The 24,719-nt window shown below is 31.3% G+C and carries 26 protein-coding genes and 2 pseudogenes; all 28 read right to left on the reverse strand.

From position 1 onward, the window contains the following. Positions 1–30 precede the first annotated feature (30 nt). The 28 genes and pseudogenes from BN2665_RS16255 to BN2665_RS16385 all read right to left on the reverse strand — a co-directional run bounded on the left by BN2665_RS16255 (position 31) and on the right by BN2665_RS16385 (position 24,572). On the reverse strand, positions 31–1,815 hold the full coding sequence (locus BN2665_RS16255; protein WP_055668141.1) for a motility associated factor glycosyltransferase family protein: 1,785 nt from the start codon (positions 1,813–1,815) through the stop codon (positions 31–33). Positions 1,816–1,935: 120 nt separating this feature from the next. Then, positions 1,936–2,760: a flagellin N-terminal helical domain-containing protein gene (locus BN2665_RS16260; protein WP_055668142.1), complete on the reverse strand. Its 825-nt coding sequence runs from the start codon at positions 2,758–2,760 to the stop codon at positions 1,936–1,938. Positions 2,761–2,981: 221 nt separating this feature from the next. After that, entirely contained in the window at positions 2,982–3,326 is a 345-nt protein-coding gene (locus BN2665_RS16265; RefSeq protein ID WP_074042349.1) for a flagellar protein FliT, read from the reverse strand. A 21-nt stretch (positions 3,327–3,347) separates the two neighbouring features. Further along, complete coding sequence (fliD, locus tag BN2665_RS16270; RefSeq protein WP_055668144.1) at positions 3,348–5,840, reverse strand: flagellar filament capping protein FliD; 2,493 nt, start codon at positions 5,838–5,840, stop codon at positions 3,348–3,350. A gap of 14 nt (positions 5,841–5,854) precedes the next feature. Next, complete coding sequence (gene fliS, locus BN2665_RS16275; RefSeq protein ID WP_055668145.1) at positions 5,855–6,241, reverse strand: flagellar export chaperone FliS; 387 nt, start codon at positions 6,239–6,241, stop codon at positions 5,855–5,857. A gap of 12 nt (positions 6,242–6,253) precedes the next feature. Further along, the gene (locus BN2665_RS16280; RefSeq protein ID WP_055668146.1) at positions 6,254–6,562 is read right to left on the reverse strand and encodes a hypothetical protein; all 309 of its coding nucleotides are present in this window, start codon (positions 6,560–6,562) and stop codon (positions 6,254–6,256) included. 153 nt (positions 6,563–6,715) lie between these two features. Continuing rightward, positions 6,716–7,081 (reverse strand): flagellar protein FlaG, encoded by a 366-nt coding sequence (locus BN2665_RS16285; RefSeq protein WP_055668147.1) that lies wholly within the window; start codon positions 7,079–7,081, stop codon positions 6,716–6,718. 25 nt (positions 7,082–7,106) lie between these two features. Beyond that, entirely contained in the window at positions 7,107–7,322 is a 216-nt protein-coding gene (gene csrA, locus BN2665_RS16290) for a carbon storage regulator CsrA (protein WP_055668148.1), read from the reverse strand. Between the two features lie 6 nt (positions 7,323–7,328). Then, positions 7,329–7,754: a flagellar assembly protein FliW gene (gene fliW / locus BN2665_RS16295; protein ID WP_055668149.1), complete on the reverse strand. Its 426-nt coding sequence runs from the start codon at positions 7,752–7,754 to the stop codon at positions 7,329–7,331. A gap of 41 nt (positions 7,755–7,795) precedes the next feature. Beyond that, complete coding sequence (flgL, locus tag BN2665_RS16300; RefSeq protein ID WP_055668150.1) at positions 7,796–9,187, reverse strand: flagellar hook-associated protein FlgL; 1,392 nt, start codon at positions 9,185–9,187, stop codon at positions 7,796–7,798. A 39-nt stretch (positions 9,188–9,226) separates the two neighbouring features. After that, positions 9,227–10,972, reverse strand: a complete 1,746-nt coding sequence (gene flgK, locus BN2665_RS16305) for a flagellar hook-associated protein FlgK (protein WP_055668151.1) — start codon at positions 10,970–10,972, stop codon at positions 9,227–9,229. A 21-nt stretch (positions 10,973–10,993) separates the two neighbouring features. Next, positions 10,994–11,404 carry a flagellar protein FlgN gene (locus BN2665_RS16310; RefSeq protein ID WP_055668152.1) on the reverse strand — a complete coding sequence of 137 codons (411 nt, stop codon included), beginning with the start codon at positions 11,402–11,404 and terminating at the stop codon, positions 10,994–10,996. 2 nt (positions 11,405–11,406) lie between these two features. Beyond that, on the reverse strand, positions 11,407–11,685 hold the full coding sequence (gene flgM / locus BN2665_RS16315; RefSeq protein WP_055668153.1) for a flagellar biosynthesis anti-sigma factor FlgM: 279 nt from the start codon (positions 11,683–11,685) through the stop codon (positions 11,407–11,409). 208 nt (positions 11,686–11,893) lie between these two features. Next, complete coding sequence (gene fliY, locus BN2665_RS16320) at positions 11,894–13,048, reverse strand: flagellar motor switch phosphatase FliY (protein ID WP_055668154.1); 1,155 nt, start codon at positions 13,046–13,048, stop codon at positions 11,894–11,896. Beyond that, complete coding sequence (gene fliM, locus BN2665_RS16325) at positions 13,041–14,036, reverse strand: flagellar motor switch protein FliM (RefSeq protein ID WP_055668155.1); 996 nt, start codon at positions 14,034–14,036, stop codon at positions 13,041–13,043. The genes fliY and fliM overlap by 8 nt, the downstream gene beginning before the upstream one ends. Positions 14,037–14,057: 21 nt before the next feature. Then, positions 14,058–14,453 carry a chemotaxis protein CheW gene (locus BN2665_RS16330; RefSeq protein ID WP_055668156.1) on the reverse strand — a complete coding sequence of 132 codons (396 nt, stop codon included), beginning with the start codon at positions 14,451–14,453 and terminating at the stop codon, positions 14,058–14,060. 14 nt (positions 14,454–14,467) lie between these two features. Continuing rightward, entirely contained in the window at positions 14,468–14,827 is a 360-nt protein-coding gene (locus BN2665_RS16335; RefSeq protein ID WP_055668157.1) for a response regulator, read from the reverse strand. 17 nt (positions 14,828–14,844) lie between these two features. After that, positions 14,845–15,450: a chemotaxis protein CheC gene (locus tag BN2665_RS16340; RefSeq protein ID WP_055668158.1), complete on the reverse strand. Its 606-nt coding sequence runs from the start codon at positions 15,448–15,450 to the stop codon at positions 14,845–14,847. 16 nt (positions 15,451–15,466) lie between these two features. Continuing rightward, a pseudogene (locus BN2665_RS16345) lies at positions 15,467–17,071 on the reverse strand (chemotaxis protein CheW); the annotation flags it as partial. Between the two features lie 84 nt (positions 17,072–17,155). Beyond that, positions 17,156–17,527 (reverse strand): annotated as a pseudogene (locus BN2665_RS27890) (Hpt domain-containing protein); the annotation flags it as partial. Positions 17,528–17,539: 12 nt separating this feature from the next. Further along, complete coding sequence (locus BN2665_RS16350; protein ID WP_055668160.1) at positions 17,540–18,307, reverse strand: CheR family methyltransferase; 768 nt, start codon at positions 18,305–18,307, stop codon at positions 17,540–17,542. Positions 18,308–18,309: 2 nt separating this feature from the next. Next, a complete protein-coding gene (locus BN2665_RS16355; RefSeq protein WP_055668161.1) occupies positions 18,310–19,380 on the reverse strand; it encodes a protein-glutamate methylesterase/protein-glutamine glutaminase in 1,071 nt (356 codons plus the stop codon). A gap of 13 nt (positions 19,381–19,393) precedes the next feature. Continuing rightward, on the reverse strand, positions 19,394–19,882 hold the full coding sequence (locus BN2665_RS16360) for a chemotaxis protein CheD (RefSeq protein WP_055668162.1): 489 nt from the start codon (positions 19,880–19,882) through the stop codon (positions 19,394–19,396). 12 nt (positions 19,883–19,894) lie between these two features. Beyond that, entirely contained in the window at positions 19,895–20,341 is a 447-nt protein-coding gene (locus tag BN2665_RS16365; protein WP_055668163.1) for a chemotaxis protein CheW, read from the reverse strand. A 12-nt stretch (positions 20,342–20,353) separates the two neighbouring features. Next, a complete protein-coding gene (locus BN2665_RS16370; RefSeq protein WP_055668164.1) occupies positions 20,354–22,294 on the reverse strand; it encodes a flagellar assembly protein A in 1,941 nt (646 codons plus the stop codon). Positions 22,295–22,542: 248 nt separating this feature from the next. After that, on the reverse strand, positions 22,543–23,364 hold the full coding sequence (locus BN2665_RS16375; protein ID WP_055668165.1) for an aminotransferase class IV: 822 nt from the start codon (positions 23,362–23,364) through the stop codon (positions 22,543–22,545). Between the two features lie 15 nt (positions 23,365–23,379). Next, positions 23,380–24,021 carry an HAD-IB family hydrolase gene (locus BN2665_RS16380; protein ID WP_055668428.1) on the reverse strand — a complete coding sequence of 214 codons (642 nt, stop codon included), beginning with the start codon at positions 24,019–24,021 and terminating at the stop codon, positions 23,380–23,382. A 185-nt stretch (positions 24,022–24,206) separates the two neighbouring features. Continuing rightward, entirely contained in the window at positions 24,207–24,572 is a 366-nt protein-coding gene (locus BN2665_RS16385; RefSeq protein WP_055668166.1) for a DUF1292 domain-containing protein, read from the reverse strand. Positions 24,573–24,719 lie beyond the last annotated feature (147 nt).

Raw genomic sequence — 24,719 nt, forward strand, 5'->3', positions numbered from 1 at the left:
TTAAAATCATCGATTTATACCTTATAATAATTATTGTGCCTCTATACAATCTTCTATTTTAACTTTTACATCTTCAATGCATTTTATAAAATCACCATATAATCTATAAAAACCTTCTAATATATTTTTTACATTCTCTATTTCTACTTCTGACTCTTCGTATCTAAAATATACTGGAGATTTACTTATAACCGGTAAAGTTAAAAAGTTTAAAAACTTCATATAACTATCATTATCTATTTTTCTATTAACATCTGCTATTAATTTTTGAGTTTTTCTAATCTTTTTTATACTATCACTATCTAAAGAGTCTTTAATAGCTTTTCTAAGCTTTTCTAGGTTTTTTTTCATATCAACAATAGAATCATAATTATGTATTAAATTTTTCTTTATTATATTTTTGTTTTCATTTATAGTATTTTTATATTGAAATATTTCACTTATAATTTTATCTATTCCAGATTTTACAGCATATTTATTTATAGACTCCTCCAAAGTTAGAATTTCTGTGCCTTCTATATGCGCCCCACCTTCTGTAGCATTAATAAACTTAATTTGCTTTTCTTGTTCTATATAATCTTCAAAGTTTTTTCTAAATCCATCCAGAACCCTAGTGGTATAGACTGTATCTCCCTCTAAGCTTTTAACTTTAATAAGATCTACATTATAATTAAGTTCCTTATCCCCATTTGTCCCTGCAATATTTGCATGATGTTTATTTTCAGTATAAGCCAAATCTTGCCCTACAAATATTATACTAATACACCCTAAGTATTTTGCAAAATCCACGCAAGAATGAGCTACAGAACCTCCTGAATATAGGCTATCTATACTTTTACCAAAAATATTTCCTATGTTAGTGTCTACCACCCCGTACTTAAAAAACACTTTTGGTCCCTCTTGTGCCTCTACTAACTTTGAGTTTGTTGTTTCTGTAAAAACTAAAGGTACTCTTTTATACAAATAATCACTAGTCATCTCATATAAAAGATCACTGCAATCTACGGCACACATGAAATGTGGAGTTATACCCTTTTCCATCAATGGCTTTAACGTTCTATTACCGCATATAATTATAGCATTATCCTTTACCTGCTTCAGTTTATGTATATTTTTTTCTAAAGAAGGGCCTGCAGACACAATTATAGCGGTAAAGCCTTTAAACTTATCTTTAACATGGTTTATGGTATAGCTATTTGAAATATGTTTAATATTATTTAAATAGGATTCCATAAATTTTTTACCAAGTACTATTTCTGTAGCTACATTAGTTTCTATAGCCCTTAATGTATCTTTTAATATTCTCAAAAAACTAGTATATTCTGATAAATATAACTTATCATAATTACTATAAAAACAAACTTTGATATTATTGTAATTACTTTCATGCCAAATAAAACCTGCTATGTAATCTTGTAGATTTTTTTCTTCAAATCCTATTATACTTATACGCTCATCTTCTAATATAGCTTTTGATTTTTCCAGAGTTAAAAAAGATTTTAATACCCTTTTATCAGGTTCTATTACTAGTACCCTATTAAACTTCTTGATTATTTTTTGAATTTTATTTATATGTTCTCCTGTAGATAGACCAAAAATAATTATAATTGTATCAATATTAATGTCTTTAAAATCCTCACAAAAATTATCTATATCCTGCTGCACGTTATATTTACTTCCAATATACCTAATTTTATTATTATGTTTTACCTTAAAAATATCTTTATTATCTTTACTTTTTTCTAAAATAACTCCATTAGTATTAATATTCTTATCTTCTGCAATCCCTTTTAAATATTCTGTTAATACTTTCACTTTTTAATCACCTACAATTTAAATAGTATGTCCTTTTACTATTTATCGACAATAATCTATAAAACTTTACGCAAAAAAGGCTCTTAAGAAAAAATCTTAAGAGCCTTTTTAAATTATATATTATCTTAATAATTGTAGAACTCCTTGTGGAGCTTGGTTAGCTTGTGCAAGCATAGCTTGTGCAGCTTGTTGTAAAATGTTGTTCTTGCTAAAGTTCATCATTTCTTTAGCCATATCTACGTCTCTTACTCTTGATTCTGCTGCTTGTAAGTTCTCTGATGCATTATCAAGGTTAGCTATAGTATGTTCTAATCTATTTTGGTATGCTCCAAGTTGTGATCTTTGTGTAGAAACTTTCTTTATAGCTGAATTTACAAGAGATATAGCACTAGTAGCTTTAGCGTTTGTTGATACAGCTATACCATTTACACCTAATGCAGATACTCCCATGCTACCTACTTTTATTTCTAAAGTTAAAGCTGAATCAGCATTAGCACCTATTTGAAGTTTTGCACCAGTAGCTTTTAATGATCCATTTAATAGGTTTTTCTCATTGAACTGAGTTGTTTTTGCTATTCTATCGATTTCAGAGTTTAATGATTTAATTTCTTCTGCTATAGCCTCTCTATCCACTTTTACGTTAGTGTCATTAGCAGCTTGTACAGATAATTCTCTCATTCTTTGAAGTATGTTTTGAGTTTCGTTTAAAGCACCTTCTGCAGTTTGAATTAAAGATATACCGTCTTGAGCATTTCTTGAAGCTTGGTTAAGACCTCTGATTTGAGCTCTCATTTTTTCAGAAATTGATAGTCCTGCTGCGTCATCTCCAGCTCTGTTTATTCTTAAACCTGAGCTTAATTTTTCCATAGCCTTTGCAGAGTTTCCGATGTTTACTCCCATATTTCTATGAGCGTTCATAGCATTAAGATTGTGATTGATTATCATTTTATATTCCTCCTTGATTTTTGAAATTTTGGACATCCTTGTCCTAATTATAATGAAGTCTAATTAGACTTATTACCATTTGCTGATCAGCTATATTTTTTATATCGTATATTAAATCATATACTTTATATAAAAAATAAATATTTTTTAAATTATTTATTCTTTATATATTCATATAATCGAAATGAATCAATTATACTTTATACCTTATATTAAAAGTTTTATATCTTTTTATTAAAATACACCGAATCCACAGCAAATTTAGAATTATAGCTCTTATTTGCAGTTTTTATTTCTGACAATTTATCCATTTCACTTCTTAGCTCTACTTTTTTAGAATTCATTAAGTCCAATACTTTCTTCTGTAGAGTTAGTAAGTCTATGGAGCTAGCTATATGTTTAAATTCTTCTTCTGCGTAATTAGCCTTTTCTAATATGTTTATTATAGCCTGACGTTTTTCTATAAGTGATTCAAGTTTATCAAAATCATCGTATTCTAAGGCATTTATTAAATCTAAAGTTATACTTTTAAATTCTATTAAAGATTCTTCTAATAGCTTATCCATGCTTTTCTCCATATTTTTATATTATTTGCCACCTCCACCTAATTGCTGTGCAAGCCAATTGGATTGAGCATTCATCTGTTGCATAGCTTTTTCCAATCTAGCAAATTGTAGATAATATTTGTTTTCTCTGTCAAAAAGCTTCTCTTCCATTTCCTTTATTTTTTTATCTCTATTTTTCAAATCCTCTGAAATAGTGTTATTACTATCAGTAAAATCACCCTTTATGCCTGCCTTATTTAGTAATATACCTTTTCCACTAGTGGTTCTAGTGTAGTCTTCTAGAACATCACTGATTCTTTGGAAGATACCTTCTTCTTTATAACGGGTATCCCTAGCAGAAGATGGCATATTAGGGTCATATCTTGAGAAAGATGATGATTTTTTAGTCAATAACTCTGTAACTTTATCTCCATTATTTTTTAAGGCTTCTCTTAGTTTGGTTTCATCTATTACAATTTTACCATTTTCACTGTAGTCACTAGATGTATCTAATCCTATATCCTTAAGAGATAATCCTACATCCTTAACACTATCATAGAATGCTCTTCTTAAGCTTCCTAGCATATTACTTAAATCTGAATCATTTCTTACTAAACCCTGTCTAGCTTTCTCATCCCAAAGCTTTATATCATTTTCTTTCATGTCTTTTTTCTGTTCATCAGTTAATGGAAGATATTTATATTGTTTCTTTTCAATTATTTTAGAATTTATATCTCCTATAAGTTTATTATAATCATCTATGAAGGCTTTTATTTTATTAAAGGCCTCATCAACGTTTTGAGTTAGAGAAAATTTTACTGTGCCTGTTGGCATGGAATTTAAATTATAAGACACTCCATCTATCTCAAAAGCATTTTGTGGTTTTGAATAGGTACTTGTACCATTAGGACCTTTAATAGTTACTTGAGCATCTTCTCCAGTCTTATTAGTTGAATTAGTTCCAAAAATAGTATTTAAAAATCCGCCTGACTTATCAGTAAAAGTTAAGGAAGAACTTGCACCTGTTCCATTAGATGCTATGGTAAATTTCTTGCTAGCAGTACTATAGCTTATATTTACCTCTGCTTTGGAATTTATTTCTCCTATAATCTGATCTAGAGTTTTATTCTTAGCTCCTATCATATCACCAGATGTAACATCGGTGCTAAAATCATATTTAAACTCCTTATCATTTATAATGAAATTAACTTGCTTTCCGCTAAACTGAGACAGTTCTGACAGTCTTGTATTGCCTCCCATATTTATCTCAAAATTATCAAAAGCTCCGAATACAGAAGAAGCATTTCCAAAAAAGCTTAGTTGATTTCCTGATTTAGAGTTAAATACTAATTTTCCCTCCGCATTAATATCTACAGACAACTCATCAGTCGTAACCCCTGCAGCAGTTAATGCAGCATTAATACTATTTTTTAAATCATTATCACTATTTATGATCTGTTCAGTTAATTTTATGTTTTTTATTGTTGTACCTATTCTTAAGGTTAAAGTATCATTAAAGCCTGCTATTATTTCATTTTTATACTGAAGTGATATTCCATCCACAATTACTGCATCTGTATTTACCCCTGGAGCAGAATTATTGGAATTAACGGATTTCGCTGCTGGATTTAAAACTACACTCTTTCCATCCTTAATTGACACAGCCGCTCCATCTATTTGAAAATTAGTTCCACTGGCATTAGTAGTGGCAGTTATTTTTTTATCCTTAGGAAATGTGGTAGTTCCATCTGTAGATTTTAAACCTGCTAACTTTGAGTTAATTGCTGCTGTTAATTCATCTGCTGTGTATTTTCCAGCTGCTAAAGTAACTTGGTAATCCTTACCGCCATAATTAAGAGTTATTTTGTTATTACTGTTTGCTGGAGTAGCTTTATCCTCTACTAAATTAACTACCTCCATAAACTGTATAGAATCATTTTTAACTACGGCCTTTACTGTATCACTTAATTTTTGTCCTCCACCTAAGTCTGTAGCTGCCATTTTGCTGTTCATTGCGGCAGCTAATTCGGATAAACTTGAATACTTATTATATCCCTTTACAGAATCTACATCCAAAGAAAATTGTGTACCATCTACTGTAAAGGTGTTATTATTACTATCTATTTTTATACCATAGTTTGCTTTTCCAGCTATTACAGTATTTATTATAGAACTTCCCTCCAGCTCTGCAGCCTTTGCTAATTGATCTATAGTAACCTCATAGTTCCCAGCCTTTGCTCCAGCTCCCGCTTTTACCTTTAGTGAATTATCTGTTAATCCATCAACACTAAAAGTAGATACTGCATTTCCAGAAAGCATATATTTATCTGATTTTAAAACATCAAAGTAATTTCTTTTAAACCCGCCAACATTGCCTATCGTTTCTCTTAAAAGATCTTGTTTCCATTGAACTATTTGTCTATCTTGTTTTAGTTTATCCATCCTCATTAAATAGGGTTTCATCATCTGCTTTACCATGTTGTCTGTATCCATTCCAGTGGCAAGACCTGTTATTCTATTTGGGCTAATCATCATATCCCATTACCTCCTTATACTTCTCTCTTAGATAATTTATATGCTTCATGCCAAGTATCTCTAACCTCTTCTATAACAGGAATTAATTCATCTAATTTTTTAATATCTTTTTTCAAGTTAACTTGAACTAAATTGTAATTTATAAATTCATAAACGGACATTAGTTGTTTCCCCCAAGGGCCTGCTTGATTTATATCTAGGGTAGCCATAAGCTCTATAAAAATATCTTGAGTTTTCACGATGTTTTCATGAGCTTTTTTAACATCCTTTTCTAGAATAGCTTGTCTTCCTATTTTAGAAAACTTTACTGCACCATCTACTAGCATCAATAGTAATTGCTCTTTAGATGCATAATTTACACTATTATTTTTATAAGCATTGTAAGCATTTGAAGCATACATACTATATTCCTCCTATTTTACCGCATCAATAAATACACCTTTGTACAAATTTTGCACTTTCTCTTCATCTTGTTTCTCTACTTTTATAGATATTTCTGAAGTTTTTATTGCATTTATGGTTATCTTTTTACCTTCTTTGACGTATTTTGATAGATTAAACTTTTCTTTTGGTTTTTGCTGTTCTTTATTTCTTCTTTGTCTTTCTTCACTTTTATCTTTATTTATAGCAATACCCTTTTTAGAATGAACTTTACCTTCCTTGGTTTCCTCATTTATTTTTTGTCTTAGGTCTGGTTCTATTTTATTAAGCCTAAATTCCATAGAATCAACCCCCTTTTTTTAATTCACAATTCACAGTGCACAATGCACAATTAAGGATAATTTTTCTCAGATAGCTGAGAAAATTTAAAATATATAACTTTTTTGCTTTGCAAAAAAGTTTTCCTAAATTATGAATTGTGAATTGTGCATTAATTAAGCCTTCTTGTCCACTAAAATCCCCACCATCTCACACATTTTAGCTACCATGTCTAATATTTTTTTAGGTGGTATTTCTAGAATTACCTCTTTTGTTTCATTATTTACTATTTTTATCATCACATCGTTTAGCTTCTCATGTATTTCATAGACTGCATGTACCTGTTCACCTTCTAGAAACTTATTTAGTTTATCTACTGCATTCTTTACGTCTTCTTTTCCTACTTCCTTTTTACCTGTATCCTTGCTATTTGAAACAGCATCTTTCGTAACAATTTTGTCTACATTTGTGTTTCCGGCAATTTCACCAGCATTGCCTTGTAAATTATTTTGTCCTCCCTGACTAACCCTGTTAATCTCCATATTAACACCTCTTAAAATCACCATATTATTTTTTTATTTGTTTTAAAATACTTAAATCCCCTTTAAGGGCATTTTTATTTTCATCTTTTACTTGGTTATATAATTCTTTTCTAAGTACTCTAACTTCTTTAGGAGCTTCAATAGCTAATTTTACAGTACCATCCTCTGCTTTTACTATGGTTACTTCAATATTATCTCCTATTAAAATAGATTCTCCTTTTTTTCTTGTAATAACTAGCAAATTCTATCACCCCTTAATTAGAGGATATTTTATCAGGTATTCCTCATTATCTACTATTATTTGTTCCCCTAATTTTTGTTTTATATTTATTACTATAGGCGCTCTTAAATTTACTGTTATATTTTCAACTTTTGTATTTAATGTCACTGTATTTAATAGAATTACATCTTTTTCTTCCGTTATATTTAACTGTTGTATAATATTATCTGAAAGCTTTACCTCATAGTTTTCCATAACTTCAAAGGGCGATATGACTAAAAAGCCAATATCCTTATCATCTAAGGAATGTAGTATGGTAAACATAGGATTTTCCTCAGCAGAAAACATTATAAACTTATTTAAATTTTCAAAGCCTAACATTCCATTTGGGAAAGTTATAATTTCCTCTTCTTCATAGTTTAAAACACCATGGTACTTCGTTTCTAGTTTCATAGTTTTTTCCTCCTAGACTAAAGCTCTGCGAACTGTCTCTACTATCTTAAATAATCCATTAAGGAAGGTTGTATTATCTTTGCACTGGTTTGAAGTGAAGCTACATATACAGTCTGCATAGTGGCAAATTCCATGGTCTTTTCTGTTATGTCAATATCCTCAGTGTTTGCTAATATATCCGTCATATTAAAGTTTTCTTCAACGTTTCTATCCTTAGCAGCCTCCATTCTGTTTTCCTTGGCTCCTGCCACTGCACGAAGTTTTAATAAGTTTTTCAAACAGTCGGAGATATTATCTAAATCAGTTCCTGTTAACTGACTATTATCATCTGGATCTGCACTGTCTAAATGCTTTACTATATCCTCAAATATAGCTCTTATATCTTTAGAAACGCCTTTTTCATTGGTAAACTCTAATACTTCATTAGCTGTTGTGTTATATTCCATAAACACACCTTGGGATACTTCTACTTGCATTTTAGTTAAAATTTGATCATATTCAACTCCGTTTACAAGTTCTCCACCATCTTTTTTCCTATACATTAATCTAGCATTTTCTGTAGCAGTGCTGTCATAAGTTGATGTTTGAGCATTCATAATATCATTATTACTTGGAGCTTTTCCCATGCTTATCATATATAAAGTGCTTGGGTTGGACTCGTTAGTATTAACAAACATTAATTTTGAATCTGAAAAATTCGGTACTACTCTCAAATTATTTTCAAGAGATGGACTGTAACCCATTGCTTTATTTATCACATTTGATAAATCATTTAAGTCTTTAATAGGAGCAAATTTTTCTCCTGCTGCAAGATTTACCCCTGTAGCACTTTCTTTAACTTCCATAGTAGAATCTTTTTTTAAGATTATAGAAATCGATCCAATAGATATATTTATATCGTTCTTTAATCCACTAGGTGTAGTATTATCCAAAAGATCACTCATTGTTATAGCATCTGTGCTGGCTGCTTTATCAAATTTTGTTCCACCTACTACATCCACAGGTTTTGACGTAGCTCTAGTTCCTCCAAAGATATACTTACCGTCAAAATTTGTATTTAATATCTGAGAAAACTCTCCAATTTTTTGATTTATTTCATCCTTTATAGCTTTTCTTTCCGAGGTACCATAACCTGCGTTTCCAGAAGCTAATAGAAGTTCTCTGACTCTTTGAATTACATTTCCAGCTTGTCCTAAAGCTGTATCTGTTGTATCTAGCCAATTTATAGTGTCTTTAATATTTTCATTATACTGTTTATTAGCTCCTATATCAGTATGAAGCTGCATAGCCCTAGATACCTTAAAAGGGTTATCTGAAGGTCTTCTTATTTCCTTACCAGAAGTAAGCTGCTGCTGCAAAGTCTTCATATTGCCTAAATTATTTCTCATATCCTTTAAAAAATTATAAGAAAGCATCTTATTTGTAACTCTCACTTTACCACCTCTTTTTTTAATTCTCAGTAAGCTTATAAACTACTTTTTAAGCCCGTTAACCACCACATCTAAAAGTTGATCCACTGTAGCTATGATCTTAGCATTAGCTTGGTAAGCATGCATGAATTGAACCATATTTGCCATTTCTTCATCTAGAGAAACACCAGATACGCTCATTCTGCTTTCGGTAAAAGTATCTAATAGATCTTGCTTATTTTTTACTCCTTTTTTAGCTTCTTGTGCTTGTACTCCTAAGGTATTTACGGTGTTTTTAAAATAAGTATCCATCTTCATTCCATTAGTATTGTTTTTTATCATTAAAGTAGATGAATCTATTCCATTAGCACTAATAAAACTTGCTCTATCATTTATGGTAATACCTATGTCCTGTATCATCATCATCACATCTTTTAAGGTAGAAATAGATAAAGCCCTTAAATTATCGGATTCACCCGCATTGGCGTCTTTCTTTGCATTTATTTTCATAACATTCTTCATTATTTCTTCATTAACACTTATATTTCCTGCGTTAATACCATTTTCATCTAATGGGTCTTCCTTATTAACAAAGAATAACCTGTCACCATCTGCTCCAGTCAATCCGCTAGTATGTATCTCATTTACTGACCAAGCTAAAGCTTTTGCCAATTTATTGATCTCATTGATGTATTTATTTACATCTTCTTGTATTGTCATAAGTCCATTAAGCTCTCCCGTACTAGGGCTAAATAAAGAACTCATAAAGCTTGCTGTAGTTGCCCCTGTAACAGTACCTCCACTAAGACTTCCCACTGGGTCTACTGTTGATCCGTTTTTATACACAGGTCCTCCTCTTTTAGGATCTGTCCATATAACTCTACATTCCTCCAGTTGCTTTTTCTGATCATCAGTAAGGCTTAGTTTTTCTATTACCACCCTATTAGCTGAACTCTGCTTATCACCATTTTTATAGTACGTTATGTTATAGGTTCCATCAGCATTTTTTTCTATATTATCTACATAAGATAACCTATAAATATCCTTTGTATTCTCCACAGCTCTTACCATTGTCAATGGATTGTTTCCACTTTCCGGTATCAAGTCTATGCCTTCATGTTTTTTCTTATCTATTTTTATGTTAAATTTACTACTTAACTGATCTAACAGTAGATCTCTTTTATCCATAAGGTCATTTGGCATATTTCCAGCTATTTTTACTGCCATGATCTCTTGATTTAGTCCATCGATTTGATTTAGTATGTTATTTATTTCAAAAACATTATCTTTTATAAGCTGCTGAGCATTGTCCTTTAATTTATTTAATTGAGTATAGGTGTGGTTTAAGGCATTGGTAAGAGATTGTGATTTTTCCGCTACTACAGTTCTAGCACTAGAACTTTCTGTTTTCTTAGAAAGTTCACTCCAAGATTTGTAGAATTCTGTCATAAGATTAGAAATACCCGTATCCGTAGGTTCATTTATTATGCCCTCTACCTCATTTAAAAAATTATATCTGCTGCCAAATTTAGAAAAATTACTTATCTCACTGCGCACCTGATAATCTAAAAAAGCATCCCTTATTCTCTCTATAGCTGCTATCTGTGCTCCTGTTCCTAACTGCCCTGGTTCAGCCACGCTATTTATAGAAGGCATACCGAAAGGTCTTGTGGTTTCGATCTTTGCTCTCTGCCTTGAATAACCCTCTGTATTAGCATTGGCTATATTATGGGACGTAACATCTAAGGACTTTTGTTGTACATACATCCCCCTTTTCGCCACATTAAAAGTTCCAAATAATCCTGACATTGAAACACCTCATCACTAAAATTATTTTTTGAATTTACCATAGGAGTTATAAGTTTTAGCCTCCCTATGTGGATTTATTACATTTAATATCTTTGATGTAAAAGTTAAGTTCTGCTTTAAAAGCATTTCATTAGTATCCTTCTGAAGCTGAAGCTCCTTTAACATGTTTTTTACTGAATTATAATTGTTTTCAGTTTCTTCATCGGCTAAATCTGCTATGATTTTGCTCATAGCCTCTCCTTTGGTTAAGGCTCTTCTTTCCATTTCTATTTCAGCTATGGTTTTATTAGCCTTTTGTATATCTTCCACTATAGCTTCTAATCCAAACAAATCATTGTTTAATATGAGTTTATGCTGGGTATCTAACAAAACTAGAAGAACCCTTAAAGCATCTAATTCTCCAAGCATTATGGAATTTAATGTACTCTTCATGGCTAAAATTCTCTCCCTTTTATCATATCAACCATTTTCTTAGCTACTAATTGAGCATTAGGCTTATAAGTTCCATTAGAAACTTGTTCCCTTATTCTTTGAAGTTTTTCAGCATTATTTACGTTAGGTGTATCAAAATTATATCCGCTCAAACTTTTGCCTAGGGCAGATATTTCTATAGAATCCTTACTTTCTTTAACTGCTTTTACTTCTGTATTTTTTACTTTTTTATCGGAATAAACCTTTAAAACATTGCTGGCATTTACCCCTTTAATATTCATAGTACAACCTCCAAGATACTTAATTAATTCCTTTGATTCATGTGGAGGTTAAATATTTTCTTTATCCCCTCTTCAAATCAATCAAAGAAACTTCTTATTTCATTATCGAAATTTTTTTATCAAAGTTTATAGTTATAAATCATATTGGAAAATAAAAAGAAATAAAGTTCTTACTTTATTTCTTCCTACACAATAAAATTCACTTTTGTTATTGCCCTAAACTTTTAACTCTTTCTGCATTACTCACAATACTTGTTATTCTAACTCCAAAATTCTCATCTACCACTACCACTTCACCATAAGCTACCCTTTTACCATTTACTAATATCTCTACAGGTTCTTCTGCTAATTTATCTAATTCTACTAAAGAACCAGTGCCCAAATTTAAGATATCTTTTATATTTTTCTTAGTTCTTCCAAGCACCACCGAAATCTCTAAAGGTACATCTAAAATTAAGTCTATGTTTTTAGGTGCTCCAGCGTAAGTTTTTTCATTTAAAGGCTGGAAGCTGGCTTGATGAACTTCAACCTTAGGCTGCGGCCTTTCTATGGGTTTTTCATATACAGGCTCATAATAAGTTGGTTCTGCATTTGTGGTGCTAGCATATTGTGGTGCGGGTTGTACTGGTTGAGTATTTTGAGTTTGAGAACTTGGCTTGCTTTTTTCTGTATTAACCATAGGTTCCTCCTCACCCATCATTATAGATACTATTTTCTTACCTGTGTTTATTGGTAACAACTGCATTATAGTACTATCAACTAAACTTCCTATAGTCATGCTAAAGGAAACTTTAATTATCTCTTCGTCATCATCCATATCATCTAAAAGAGGCTCTGTAGTGTCTTCCCATATTTTAGATGTAGGTGGAGATATATTTACTTCTCTTGAAAACATAGTAGCCATGGATGTAGCTGCAGAACCTATCATTTGGTTCATTGCTTCTGATACAGCACTCATCTCCAGTTCTGATAATGCCGGAGATACATTTGTACCATCCCCACCCATCATAAGATTTGCTATAACCGCTGAGTCTGTGGTTTTCATCACTAATAGATTTTTACCTAAAATACCGCTGGTAAACTCTACCTCAAGGGCTATATTAGGTATTTCAAAGCTATTTTTAAGCTCTCTTAAAGTAGTAACGGTTACCACAGGTGTGGTTATATTCACAGGCTGATTGATCACCTGGGAAAGAGCCGTTGAAGCAGATCCCATGGATATATTTCCTATTTCCCCTAGCAAATCTTTATCTATTTCTGAAATTGATTGTTCATTTGGTTCTTCCTTTTGAACACTAGATTCACTAGGACCACCATTTAATAATGAATCAATTTCTTCTTGAGAAAGAAATCCGTTACTCATAATTTTCCACATCCTTATCTATAATATCTAGTACTTCTACCCCCATGTTTTTTCCTAGTATACCTGGTTTAGCGTAGAAGTATTCTTCATCTTCTATGACTAATTTAATAGGTGCATTAAACCTACTATTTAAGGTTAATACATCTCCTGCATTTAGCTTAAGGAAATCATCCACTATTATATTGGTCTTTCCTAATACAGCAGTGACAGAAACATCTACAATATTTAACCTGTTTTTAAGTTTTTCTCTTGATTCTCTTAACACCTGTTCATCATTTTGTTGGAACCAGTATTGAACCACTAGTTTATCTAAAACTTTTTCTATACTTAAGTAAGGTATACATATATTTATAAAAGTATTGCTTTTTCCCATTTCTACTGAAAAGGTTATTAATGCTACAGGTTCATTAGGCGCCAAGGTCTGATTTAAGGCTGGATTGGTTTCAAGTCCTTCAATTTCAGGTTGAACCTCTAGCACATCCTCCCAGGCCAATCGCAAATTTGAGATCAATCCTTTGTTTACCTGTCTTATTATGTTTTTATCAATATCAGTAAACTCTCTCATCTTATACTTTCTATCACCATTACCACCAAGTAGTATGTCTAATACCTGAAACACAAATTGTGGGTTGGTTTCAAATAATATAGACCCACTTAAAGGTGACATTTTAAATATAGTAAGTATGGTCGGATTAGGTATTGAATGTATAAACTCTTCATAAGTTATTTGTTCTACAGATTCTATTTTTACTTTTACATTAGTCCTAACCTGAGCAGTTAGATAATTTGCTATTATTCTTGCATAATTGTCATGAATAAGTTCTAGAGTCCTTATATGATCCTTTGAGAATTTTTGAGGACTTCTAAAATCATAGGGTTTAACCTTTTGCTTATCTTCTTCCTTTGGAAGCTCATCCGGCACCAATTCGCCGGATGACAAGGCAGATAACAAGGCATCTATTTCACTTTGCGATAATACTTCTGCCATATTATTCCCTCATTTCTCAAATTAATTTAATAGTTTGTCTATATCTATAAGTGTAACTATTCTATCTTTGAAATTAATGACTCCTTTAATATACCCTTTTCTTCTTTCATCATCAATTCTCTCTATTAAGTTCTCTTCTATTTCAAGCACTTCATCTACTTGATCTACCGTGATACCTACTTGTTCCTCATTCATATTAAGGATGATTATATTAGTTTGGTTTATGTCTTTTGGAAGATCTAAAAGCAAATTAATATCTAGTAAGGATATTATGCTTCCTCTTAAATTAATCAATCCTTTAATGTGACTGGGTGCCTTCGGAACCTTGGTGATTTCCATCATATCGTTTATTCCTTGAACCTTTGCAGTTTCTACTGCAAATTGTTCATCATTTAATTTAAAAATCACTATTTGCATTTATAAAGCCCCCTTTAGCCTAAAGCTTTTTTTATGGCTTCTAACACTCTATCAGCCTGGAAAGGCTTAACTATAAAGTCTCTTGCTCCTGCTCTTATAGCATCCATAACCATGGTTTGTTGTCCCATAGCACTACACATTATCACCTTTGCAGCTGGATCAAAAGCTTTTATCTGTTTTACAGCCTCTATTCCATCCATATCAGGCATAGTTATATCCATAGTTACTATATCTGGTTTATCCTTTTTATACATTTCCACTGCTTTAATTCCATTGCTGGCTTCACCCACTACCTCGAAACCATTTTTCTCTAAAATATCCTTAATCATCATTCTCATAAAAGCAGCATCATCAACAATTAACACTCTAGCCATCTTTCATACCTCCAACTTTAAATTACTCCTAGTGTATTAAGTATTTTTTCTAAAGATCCAGGCATTGGCACATAGTAAAAGTGCCCTCCTATTTTCTTATTTTCATCGTCATTAATAAACATTGTTTCTATATCAAGGACAGAATCATCGAACTGCCCTGATTCAATAAAGGTTGTGGATAATATGGCTCCTAGCATATCATAAGCCATAGCGGGAACTGAAGGCATTATAACTAAGTTAGTAAATTTAGCTATAGCATTCATATAAGATCCTGAAATGATATTTCCTATTTCACACAATACTGAGCTTCCTAGCTCTCCAAATTCTTCATCTCGCATTCCCGTCAAAGATTCTATTATATTTAAGGCCACCTCTTTTTCAAAAACAAATAATATATTTCCTGGAGTGTCCCCTAGTACCCTAACTATTACTCCTATAGCAATATCTTCTGCACCTATGCGAGAAAAAACATCACTAAAGGGAACTATATTTACTGCTGGTACTGTCATGTCTACCTTTCTATTCAGTAATTGAGATAGAGCCGTAGCCGCATTCCCCGCTCCAATATTACCTACTTCCCTTAATGCATCTAACTGCAATGCATTAAACTCTTGATAACTCATCTTCATCCTCCTTACACTATATTAAGGCTGCCACATCAAGTATAAGTGTAACCAATCCATCTCCTAGGATAGTAGCTCCTATATATTCTTTTAACCCTTGTAGTGTCTTTCCTAGAGGCTTAATTACTATCTCTTGCTGTCCTAGTAAAGTATCTACTAATAGACCTACAGTTTTTTCTCCTACCTTTACTATCACTATAAAGTTTTTGTCTTGAGATGATTTTTCTATTCCTATTTTTTCATTGACTCTAACTAATGGAATCACATTTCCTCTATAGATAATAACTTCTTTATTATTAGTTTTCTTTATTAAATCTTCCTTATAATCTATTACTCTATCAATATATCCTAAAGATATAGCCATGGTCTCTGTTCCTACTTTAACTAGTAAAGCTTGAATTATTTGAAGTGTTAAAGGCAATTTAATTATAAAGGTAGAGCCTTTACCTATTTCGCTTATTACATCTACGGTACCGCCAAGAGCAGAGATCTTTGTCTTAACTACATCCATGCCCACTCCTCTACCTGATATATCTGTAACTTGCTCATTAGTACTAAAGCCTTGTCCAAAAATTAAGTTCTTTATATCATTTTCGCTCATGCCTTCAGTATTAATTCCAATTTTTTCAGCTTTAGCCCTTACTTTATCAACATCAATGCCTTTACCGTCATCTTCTACTTTAATTACAGCTTTCGTACCTTCTTGGTAAGCGATAAGTTTAATTTTCCCCACTGGAGATTTACCATTTGCTATTCTGTCTTCTCGTGATTCTATACCATGGTCTGCCGCATTTCTTATAAGATGAATAAGTGGCTCTCCTATTTCGTCAATAACAGTTCTATCTAATTCAGTGTCTTGACCTTGAATGATAAACTCCATCTCTTTATCTAATTCTACAGATAAATCCCTTATCATTCTTGGGAATCTATTAAATACTACGTCTAAAGGAAGCATTCTTATTTTCATAACCAAATCTTGAAGATCAGAAGTAGTTCTCGCTACCTGCTCTAAGGTTTCATTTAAATCATTAAGCTTATGGTTACCACTTATTTGCTCTAATCTAGTTCTATGAATAACCAGCTCTGAAACCATGTTCATAAATTTATCCAATCTTTCTAAATCTACTCTTACAGACTGATGAGATTTTTTATGAGTAGTAGAAGCCTCTTTTTCCTTATTAGCGCTTACTTTTTCTCTTTTACTTTCATTAACTTTATTTTCTTCTTTAGTAAAGTTTTCAATAGTTTTTTCCTTTATCTCTTCTTTTATTACTTTTACATTGTTATCTTCAATGCTCTTTAATTTTTCATTGGTTAACTCGATTTTAGATATATATACCTTATCTACCTCTGAAATATTAATTATTAAATCCTTAGTATATTCTTGTGACTTTGTAGTTAAATAAACTAGAGAAATTTCTAAATCAAAATTTTCATTCTCTAACTCTTCAGCCCCAGGTAAGGATTTTATAATCTCTCCATTTTCTTCGAGGCTCTTAAATATCAAAAATGCTCTGGCAGATTTTAATAATGTATTTTCGCTTAATGTAATTTTTATCTCATAGGAGTCAAAGCCTCTATCTTTAGCTTGCTTTATAATATTTATATCATATTCATTTAATTGCATTCTATCTTTTAGTGCTTCAGCATCTCCATCGGATTCTTCCTTTTCTTCATGAACTTGTTCTTCTTCATCTTGAACCTTTGCTATAGACTCTAATTGCTCAATTATACTTTCAATAGACACAACTTCTTCTGTTCCTTCTGATATGATATTAACCATTTGCTCTAAAGTATCTAGGCATTCAAATAATACAGTTACCACCCTTTGAGTAACCTTTAATTCGCCCTCTCTAAATTTTGATAATACATCCTCCATCTTATGAGTTAACTCAGCCATATGTGTAAATCCCATAGTTGCAGCCATACCTTTAATAGTATGAGCAACTCTAAAAATTTCATTTAACTTATCTATATCATCTGGCTGTTGTTCAAGTTGGAGTAAGGATTCATTTAATGTTTGCAAATTATCCATAGATTCCTCTAAAAACATGGATAAATACTGTAGTGTATCCATAAATATACCTCCTTATAGCTTCTTATAAATAAAAGTTGAAGCTTTTTCAAATCCAAAGTCTCTATAGTTATAAATGCTTTCTGTGGCACCTACAAATAGTAAGCCGCCTTTTTTTAAAGAAGAACTGAACTTTTTATATATTTCGTTTTTTACATCCTGATTAAAATATATTACTACATTTCTACATACAATTAAATCAAAATTATTTTCATACTTTTCTAAGATCAAATCATGTTTTTTGAAAGTAACCATATTTTTTATTTTACTGTCAATTATGTATTTATCCCCTATAATTTTAAAATATTTATCCATGTATTCCTTTTTAGCATTTTTCACCTCTGAATAAACATATTCACCCTTCTTAGCCTTTTCTAATATAGTACTATCTATATCCGTGGCTAGAATTGTGTGTCTTGACATTGGTGATATACTGTCTAGTATCATGGCTATGGAATAGGGTTCTGCTCCTATGGAGCAAGCAGCACTCCAAATCTTTAAGTTTTTGTTATAAGGTAATAACTCTGATTGAAGCTTGCCTTTTAAATCATCAAAAATTTCAGGATTTCTAAAAAACTCAGTTACATTTATAGTTATAAAATCTAAAAACTTCTGTCTTTGATTAGGATCCTTTTTTAAAAGAGCAATATATTCATCTACAGTATTTACTCCTACTCTAGACATCAAACTTAAAATCCTTCTATGAAGTTGATTAGATTTATATGCGGATAAATTTATACCAAATTCTTTTAAAACCCACTGTTCAAATTGAATTAAGTCCATATTTACCTCCTACTTCCCACTAACGTCTTCACAATTTCGATAGGAATCTGATCTATGGGAAGTACAGTATCTACCATCCCAGTTTCAAAAGTAGCTTTTGGCATTCCATATATGGTACAGGTGGATTGGTCCTCAGATAGGGTATATCCCCCAGCCTTCTTAACCTCTACAGTACCATTAGCCCCATCTCTTCCCATACCTGTTAATACAACACTCATTAAATTAGCACCATAAACTTTTACTGCGGAGGAGAATAACTTATCTACTGCTGGTCTTACCCCCCAAAGGGTTGGCTCGGTATTTAAGTGTATTTTTTTATCCATACCTATCTCCATATGGTATCCACCAGGAGCTATATAAACTACATCATTTTGTATCATATCTCCTTCTTTCGCTTCTACTACTTTAATATCACTATTATTATTTAATCTATCTGCAAAGGCTTTTGTAAAACCTGCAGGCATATGCTGAACAATAAAAATAGGTACTCCTAAATTAGCAGGTAAAGCCGTTATTACTGTGTATAGCGCCTTAGGCCCCCCTGTAGAAGCTCCTATAACCACAGCTTCTATCTTTGAAGCATGAGTACTCCTAACTGCTTTAGGTGTTTCTCTACTAGTTATGGACACTTCTTTTCTTGCTTTTATATTACTATTATCCTTACTTCTATTTCTTGCAGAAGCTAATCTTATTTTTTGAACTAGATCATCTTTTACTTTATTAATGTCTAATGATATAGTTCCTGAAGGTTTTGGTATAAAATCAAAAGCTCCAGCTTCTAAGCATTCCATAGTCAGCTCGGTTCCTTTTGTAGAAATGCTGCTAAGCATTATTACTGGTATATCTATGTTTCGCTTTTTCAGCTCTTTTAATGCTGATATACCATCCATTTTTGGCATCTCAACATCTAAGGTTATAGCATCCGGTGACATTTTTTCTAATTTAGAGAATAGGTCCTCTCCATTTCTGGCCGTGTCCAATACCTCCATATCCTCTTCTTCATTTATCATATCTGATACGACTTTTCGCATCAAAGCTGAATCATCTACTACTATAACTTTAATTTTTTTCAAGTTATCAACTCCATCATATTTCTTTAACGCCTAATCCTACAGTCTTTATTTGAACTACTCCATTTGATGTATCAAAAATCATGGTTCTACCCTTATTTCCCCCTATATCTTCACTTAATATAGGTATAGATAACTTATCCAACGCTTGTTTCACAGCTATACCATTTCTATTTCCTATGTCCATAATCATATTCTTATCTGAAAAGTTAAACATAGAAGCTCCTCCAGCAATTTTTGCCTTTATATTTCTTCTATGGCATCCCTGCTTTTCCATTTTTTCCAACAGAACAGGAAGTGCTAAATCCGCAAATTTAAAAGGATTTGTGACATTTGAAAACTGAGTACTATCAGGAAGCATTATATGGGCTAGTCCTCCAAAACCATATACTTTATCATAAAAAGCTATACCTATACAAGAGCCTAACCCTACAGTAATTAATTTTCCCGGAGAACTCACTATATTTAAATCTGCAATACCTACTCTTACCTCTTTTATCTCCATAAGCAGCACCTATTAACTTATCATTTCTTTTTCTTCGTCTGTTAATATGCTTCCTAGATTTAAGAATATGATTATTTTTTTATCTATTTTTATAAGCCCTTTAATATATCTTCTTGATATAGGGGCCGCAATTTCTGGTGGATTTTCAATATTGCTTAATTTTACATCTCTAACCTCTGATACCACATCAACGATCATTCCTATTTTAGTTTTTCCTTGCTTTACAACTATTACTTTAGAATCTTGTTTTTCAGGCGAAGGAAGATTAAATCTCTTAGATAAACTAATTATGGGCAAAATATTTCCTTCATAGTTTATTACCCCTTCTACAAAATCTGGAGAATCGGGTAATACTGTAGTTTGCTCATAGCCAAGTATTCTTTCTACCTCCATAATGTCTGTAGCATAAAACTCTCCATTTAAGTTAAATACCAATACTTTTATTTCTTTGTCATTCATAGTATACTCCTCCTACAATAATAGTTTGTCAACCATTAGATCGCCAGATTCATGAATATATACATGTATATTCTTACTAGGGTTTTCCAGCAAGTATTCTCTTCCTCCTACTGCAAATATAGTGTTTTGAAAAGCCACATCTGCCCAGATATGACCTTTAGCTCCTACCATAAGTTTAGTAGTAACTCCTCCAGAACTTCCAACAGTTTTACATCTTATTTCACTATTTGCCTTTATAGTTCCACCTCTTGCTATGGTCTTATCGCTATTAAAATAAACACTCTTGTTTGCTATTATATTAGATACATACATACCCTTTCCAGTAAATATAATATCTCCAGAACTCTGTATAGTGGAATCCTGACAATAAGATATATTTACAGTTACCGGTATACTTAAAGCATTTCTCATATTTTCACTTTTCATGCTTAGTAAGGATATGATATCATCTATCTCTCCAAAATGCTTTATTTTTAAAGGAGCTAACCCTACAAGCTTATCTTTTATAGCTATTACCACTTCATTGTCTTCACTACTATCCAATAAATTATCCCTTATAATATTAATACATAATTTAGAAATTACTTTAAATTTATTTTCTATAAGAGCTTTTACTATCTCTCCATCAGAAGCATTCTTACCTAAAAGGTTAAATCTTTTTATTTCTACAACAGTATCCATCAAAAGCTTTAGCTGCTTCTTAAGTTCTTCTAAATTATTCAAGTGTTGAAGCTTAAAAACATCCTCTCCTCCACCAAAAATCTTAGATAAAATAACATTACCCTTAATGGTTATATCTCCCTTACCCATAACTTCTGAGGATTCTACATTTTTATCAATAACAATGGCATTTCCAGCTTCAATCTTCATGCCTTGTTTTACATCTCCATGAATCAATACATCTCCTAAGAATTTCACATTACCACTTTTCATATCTACATCTGCATTGATTTCATGCACTGGATTTACTATAAAAACCCCGTTTTTCACTGAAGGTTTACCCTCAATGGTTGCATATACCTTATTGTCTTCTCTTATTTCTGTTCCATTGCCAGCTTTTAATGTAATTTTCTTAGAAAGCTTATGTTTTTGGATTTCCCCTCTTATATTTATGCCATCATTACCTGGTTTACCATCAATCTTAACAGCTAGTAAGTCTCCTGGTCTTACAGTTTCTATAGCGCTTAGATTTCTATAATCGATTTTCCCTTTTTTATCTTCCTTTAATTGCATCATTCCAGAGGCATTAAATTTAATATCTAAGATCTCAGGTTCCTCATCAATAGCTTGTACACCTTCCGCTATGATCATCTCATTGATATCTCTTTCTATAGTGCATTTTATAAGATTAGTCTCTACAATACCATAGGTAATACCCACCTTAGACAATTCATTTCTTATATCTGATAGCGTATATAGTGGAGGATACTCCTCCTCCACTATTTCAAGGCTTAAAGATGCATGATTAGACTCTTTTAAATCTTTTAGCTTATATTTACACTTAGCAATATATTCTATATTAATAACTGCCTTCATTCTATCTGGAGTAATATTAATATTTAAAATTCGCTTTGCTTCTTCTTCTTTAAATCTTACTTCAATTTGGCTTTCTTCAAATACTGATGTTTTGTTTTCAATAGCTTTTTCATTTACAATTATATAAATATTATTAGAAGGTGTAATAGTAGCAGGACTCCCCCCGTCCTTTGGATTTTTCACAACTAATTTCCCTTCTACTACAGCTATAGTTCCATGCTGGCTCTGTACTTCTTGCACAGCCGCCTCCTTAGGTTCATCCTTTATGTAAACTTCAATACTGGCAGATTTTTTAAATAAACCCTTCTTTTCCTCTATAACCTTATATTCTAATAGATTCATAGGAACATTAAGTTCTTGTGATGCCATTTCTAAACATTTTTCTACAGTACTAGAATTATAGATTTTACCCTCCATACCTTTTACTCTCCCTAAATTTAATAAAATTCATTTATACTAATTAAGGTTTATATTACTATTCAACCCATACTATTCAATTAAAGTATATCATAAATTCTGATTTTTTTTAATTATTTTTGTTTTTTTACTCCTAATTTATCGTAAATTTTTGCTAATACTTTATAAAATATTATATAATACTATTTAATATTTTATTTAATTACGGATTAATATTGACATTTTTAATTTATATTAAACATTTTATGCTATTTATAGCTTTTAATATAATTATATATAAAGTCATCGTATTTTTTCATAATTAATGATATTATATCATTTTTTGGTGAATTATAAATATAATTATTAACTTTACATATAGGAAGCACCTTAGGTGAAGTACCGGAGATGAATAATCCATCTAATTGTGCTATTTCATCATCCTTTACTCTTCTTTCTATAACTTCCACTCCATTTTCCACACATAATTTTATTATAACTTCTCTGGTTATACCTGGAAGGACTTTTTCTACAGGGGATGTGATTAATGCATTACCTTTCACCATAAAAATATTGGACCTGCTTCCTTCAGTTACATATCCTTCCCTATCCACTAATATAGCCTCATAGGCCTTATTTTCTTTTATAACCTTATTTACTTCTTCTCTAAAATTATTATTTATGATTTTAGCATTAGGATTTTCTCTTTCACCATAATATAAAACCGTGGAAACTCCATCTTCATATTCTTCTTTTGAGGGGTAGGAATGACTAATATAATAATAAGTATCTATAATTTTTTCATTATCTACATTAAATATAATTTTAATATTGCCTTCTTTATTATTATTTAGCTTAATTAACTTATTTATATTATTTTTCACCTCTTCAAAACTTACTGCATTTTCTCTATTTAAAAGCTTTAATGAATTGTTTAATCGCTTAATATGAGCCTCAAAGAACAATGGTACATTTTCTATAATTCTTATGACCTCATATATATTAGTACTGCCAAATACCTTATGCTGTTCAAAGTCTGAAATCTCATAAGAAATGCCTTCCTGTATAAAAAAATTATTTATGCATTCCAAAACACTCACTTCCTTTTATCTCCATTTTAATATTTCAATATTAGGGTGCTTCTTTTTGTAATTTATTAAATAGGGCTTACCTACTAGGTCAAATAAGGGTTTGTCAGATAAAGAGTCAGAAAACATATAGGAGTTTTTAAAATCCACTTCTATATTTTCTTTTTTTAGCACCTCTTTTAATCTTAGAACCTTTTCTTCTCCTTTACAGTTTTCCCCTTCCATTCTTCTCGTATGAATACCTTTACTGCAAAGGAACCTAGTGCCTATTACCCTATCTACTTCTTTAATATTGTACAGCTCTTTTAAATAAAATTCTGGTGAAGCAGATATCAGATATATTTTAAAGCCTTCAGCTTTTAATTTTTTAATCATATCCATGGCATCTTTATAAATGATATTACTCAGTCTTTTTGAGTAAAATTCTTTTACTATGTTGCCCATATCTTCTTCCTTTAGGCCCTCTATAAACTTTAAAAAGGTTTCTTTTGTTTTCTTCTCATCAAAAGCACCTATTAGAAACATAGTTCCAGAAAATATGGCTCTAGGCAAGAATCTTATATATCTTAAATCCTTACTTATCATAAATTTATATAGTTCCATAAGGGTTTCTTTTTTAGTTAAGGTATAATCTACATCAAAAATAGCAAGTTTTTCTATTTTAAACACCAACCTTTTTTCAATGCACAATTCACAGTTCACAATGCGCAATTAATGAGTATTTTTTCTTAAGAAAAAATATATGTTTTTATGGTTTTTGCTAAAGAGATTTGGTATTAAAAAATTAGTATTGTGAATTAAAACAAAAGCTACCGCAATGTGCAGCAGCTTTATGCTTTATATTATTATTCTTCTTCCTCTTCTTCCTCTAAAAGGCTTTCATAGTAAGCAGAAACTTCTTCAAACTCTTCATCATCTGGGATTACTAGCTCTCCATCTTCTCCTTCTGCTTTAAAAAGATACATTGATCCATCGTTAGGATTTTGAACTAAAATATAGTTAGTATCTTTATATTCAAATCCATCTATAACATCACATGGTATAATGTTTCCATTCTCATCTTCTAAATCTACAACGAAAGATTCATGTTCATGATCGTGATCTTCGCATCCGCAGCCACAACCGCAAGCTTCATCATTTTCACCGCATCCGCAGGAAGTATTCTCCTCTTCGCAGCCACAACCACATTTGTTTAATTCTTCTTTATTCATGTATTCTCTGTCCTCTATAACTGAAATATCAATTCAGAAGTACAGATTTTCACCTCCTTATATGTTATGGTTTAATTTTAACCTTAATTATGAAATATTAAAAGAGTTTTTTTTACTTTTTATATAAATATTTAAAAATAATTATTG

The sequence above is a fragment of the Desnuesiella massiliensis genome (assembly GCF_001403615.1).
Taxonomy (GTDB): domain Bacteria; phylum Bacillota; class Clostridia; order Clostridiales; family Clostridiaceae; genus Desnuesiella; species Desnuesiella massiliensis.

Excerpts from the sequence above, each read along its gene's own strand:
- BN2665_RS16260 (WP_055668142.1), bottom strand. The coding sequence starts at position 2,760 with ATGATAATCAATCACAATCTTAATGCTATGAACGCTCATAGAAATATG.
- BN2665_RS16265 (WP_074042349.1), bottom strand. The coding sequence starts at position 3,326 with ATGGATAAGCTATTAGAAGAATCTTTAATAGAATTTAAAAGTATAACT.
- fliD (WP_055668144.1), bottom strand. The coding sequence starts at position 5,840 with ATGATGATTAGCCCAAATAGAATAACAGGTCTTGCCACTGGAATGGAT.
- fliS (WP_055668145.1), bottom strand. The coding sequence starts at position 6,241 with ATGTATGCTTCAAATGCTTACAATGCTTATAAAAATAATAGTGTAAAT.
- BN2665_RS16280 (WP_055668146.1), bottom strand. The coding sequence starts at position 6,562 with ATGGAATTTAGGCTTAATAAAATAGAACCAGACCTAAGACAAAAAATA.
- BN2665_RS16285 (WP_055668147.1), bottom strand. The coding sequence starts at position 7,081 with ATGGAGATTAACAGGGTTAGTCAGGGAGGACAAAATAATTTACAAGGC.
- fliW (WP_055668149.1), bottom strand. The coding sequence starts at position 7,754 with ATGAAACTAGAAACGAAGTACCATGGTGTTTTAAACTATGAAGAAGAG.
- flgK (WP_055668151.1), bottom strand. The coding sequence starts at position 10,972 with ATGTCAGGATTATTTGGAACTTTTAATGTGGCGAAAAGGGGGATGTAT.
- BN2665_RS16310 (WP_055668152.1), bottom strand. The coding sequence starts at position 11,404 with ATGAAGAGTACATTAAATTCCATAATGCTTGGAGAATTAGATGCTTTA.
- flgM (WP_055668153.1), bottom strand. The coding sequence starts at position 11,685 with ATGAATATTAAAGGGGTAAATGCCAGCAATGTTTTAAAGGTTTATTCC.
- fliY (WP_055668154.1), bottom strand. The coding sequence starts at position 13,048 with ATGAGTAACGGATTTCTTTCTCAAGAAGAAATTGATTCATTATTAAAT.
- fliM (WP_055668155.1), bottom strand. The coding sequence starts at position 14,036 with ATGGCAGAAGTATTATCGCAAAGTGAAATAGATGCCTTGTTATCTGCC.
- BN2665_RS16330 (WP_055668156.1), bottom strand. The coding sequence starts at position 14,453 with ATGCAAATAGTGATTTTTAAATTAAATGATGAACAATTTGCAGTAGAA.
- BN2665_RS16335 (WP_055668157.1), bottom strand. The coding sequence starts at position 14,827 with ATGGCTAGAGTGTTAATTGTTGATGATGCTGCTTTTATGAGAATGATG.
- BN2665_RS16340 (WP_055668158.1), bottom strand. The coding sequence starts at position 15,450 with ATGAGTTATCAAGAGTTTAATGCATTGCAGTTAGATGCATTAAGGGAA.
- BN2665_RS16350 (WP_055668160.1), bottom strand. The coding sequence starts at position 18,307 with ATGGACTTAATTCAATTTGAACAGTGGGTTTTAAAAGAATTTGGTATA.
- BN2665_RS16360 (WP_055668162.1), bottom strand. The coding sequence starts at position 19,882 with ATGGAGATAAAAGAGGTAAGAGTAGGTATTGCAGATTTAAATATAGTG.
- BN2665_RS16365 (WP_055668163.1), bottom strand. The coding sequence starts at position 20,341 with ATGAATGACAAAGAAATAAAAGTATTGGTATTTAACTTAAATGGAGAG.
- BN2665_RS16370 (WP_055668164.1), bottom strand. The coding sequence starts at position 22,294 with ATGGAGGGTAAAATCTATAATTCTAGTACTGTAGAAAAATGTTTAGAA.
- BN2665_RS16385 (WP_055668166.1), bottom strand. The coding sequence starts at position 24,572 with ATGAATAAAGAAGAATTAAACAAATGTGGTTGTGGCTGCGAAGAGGAG.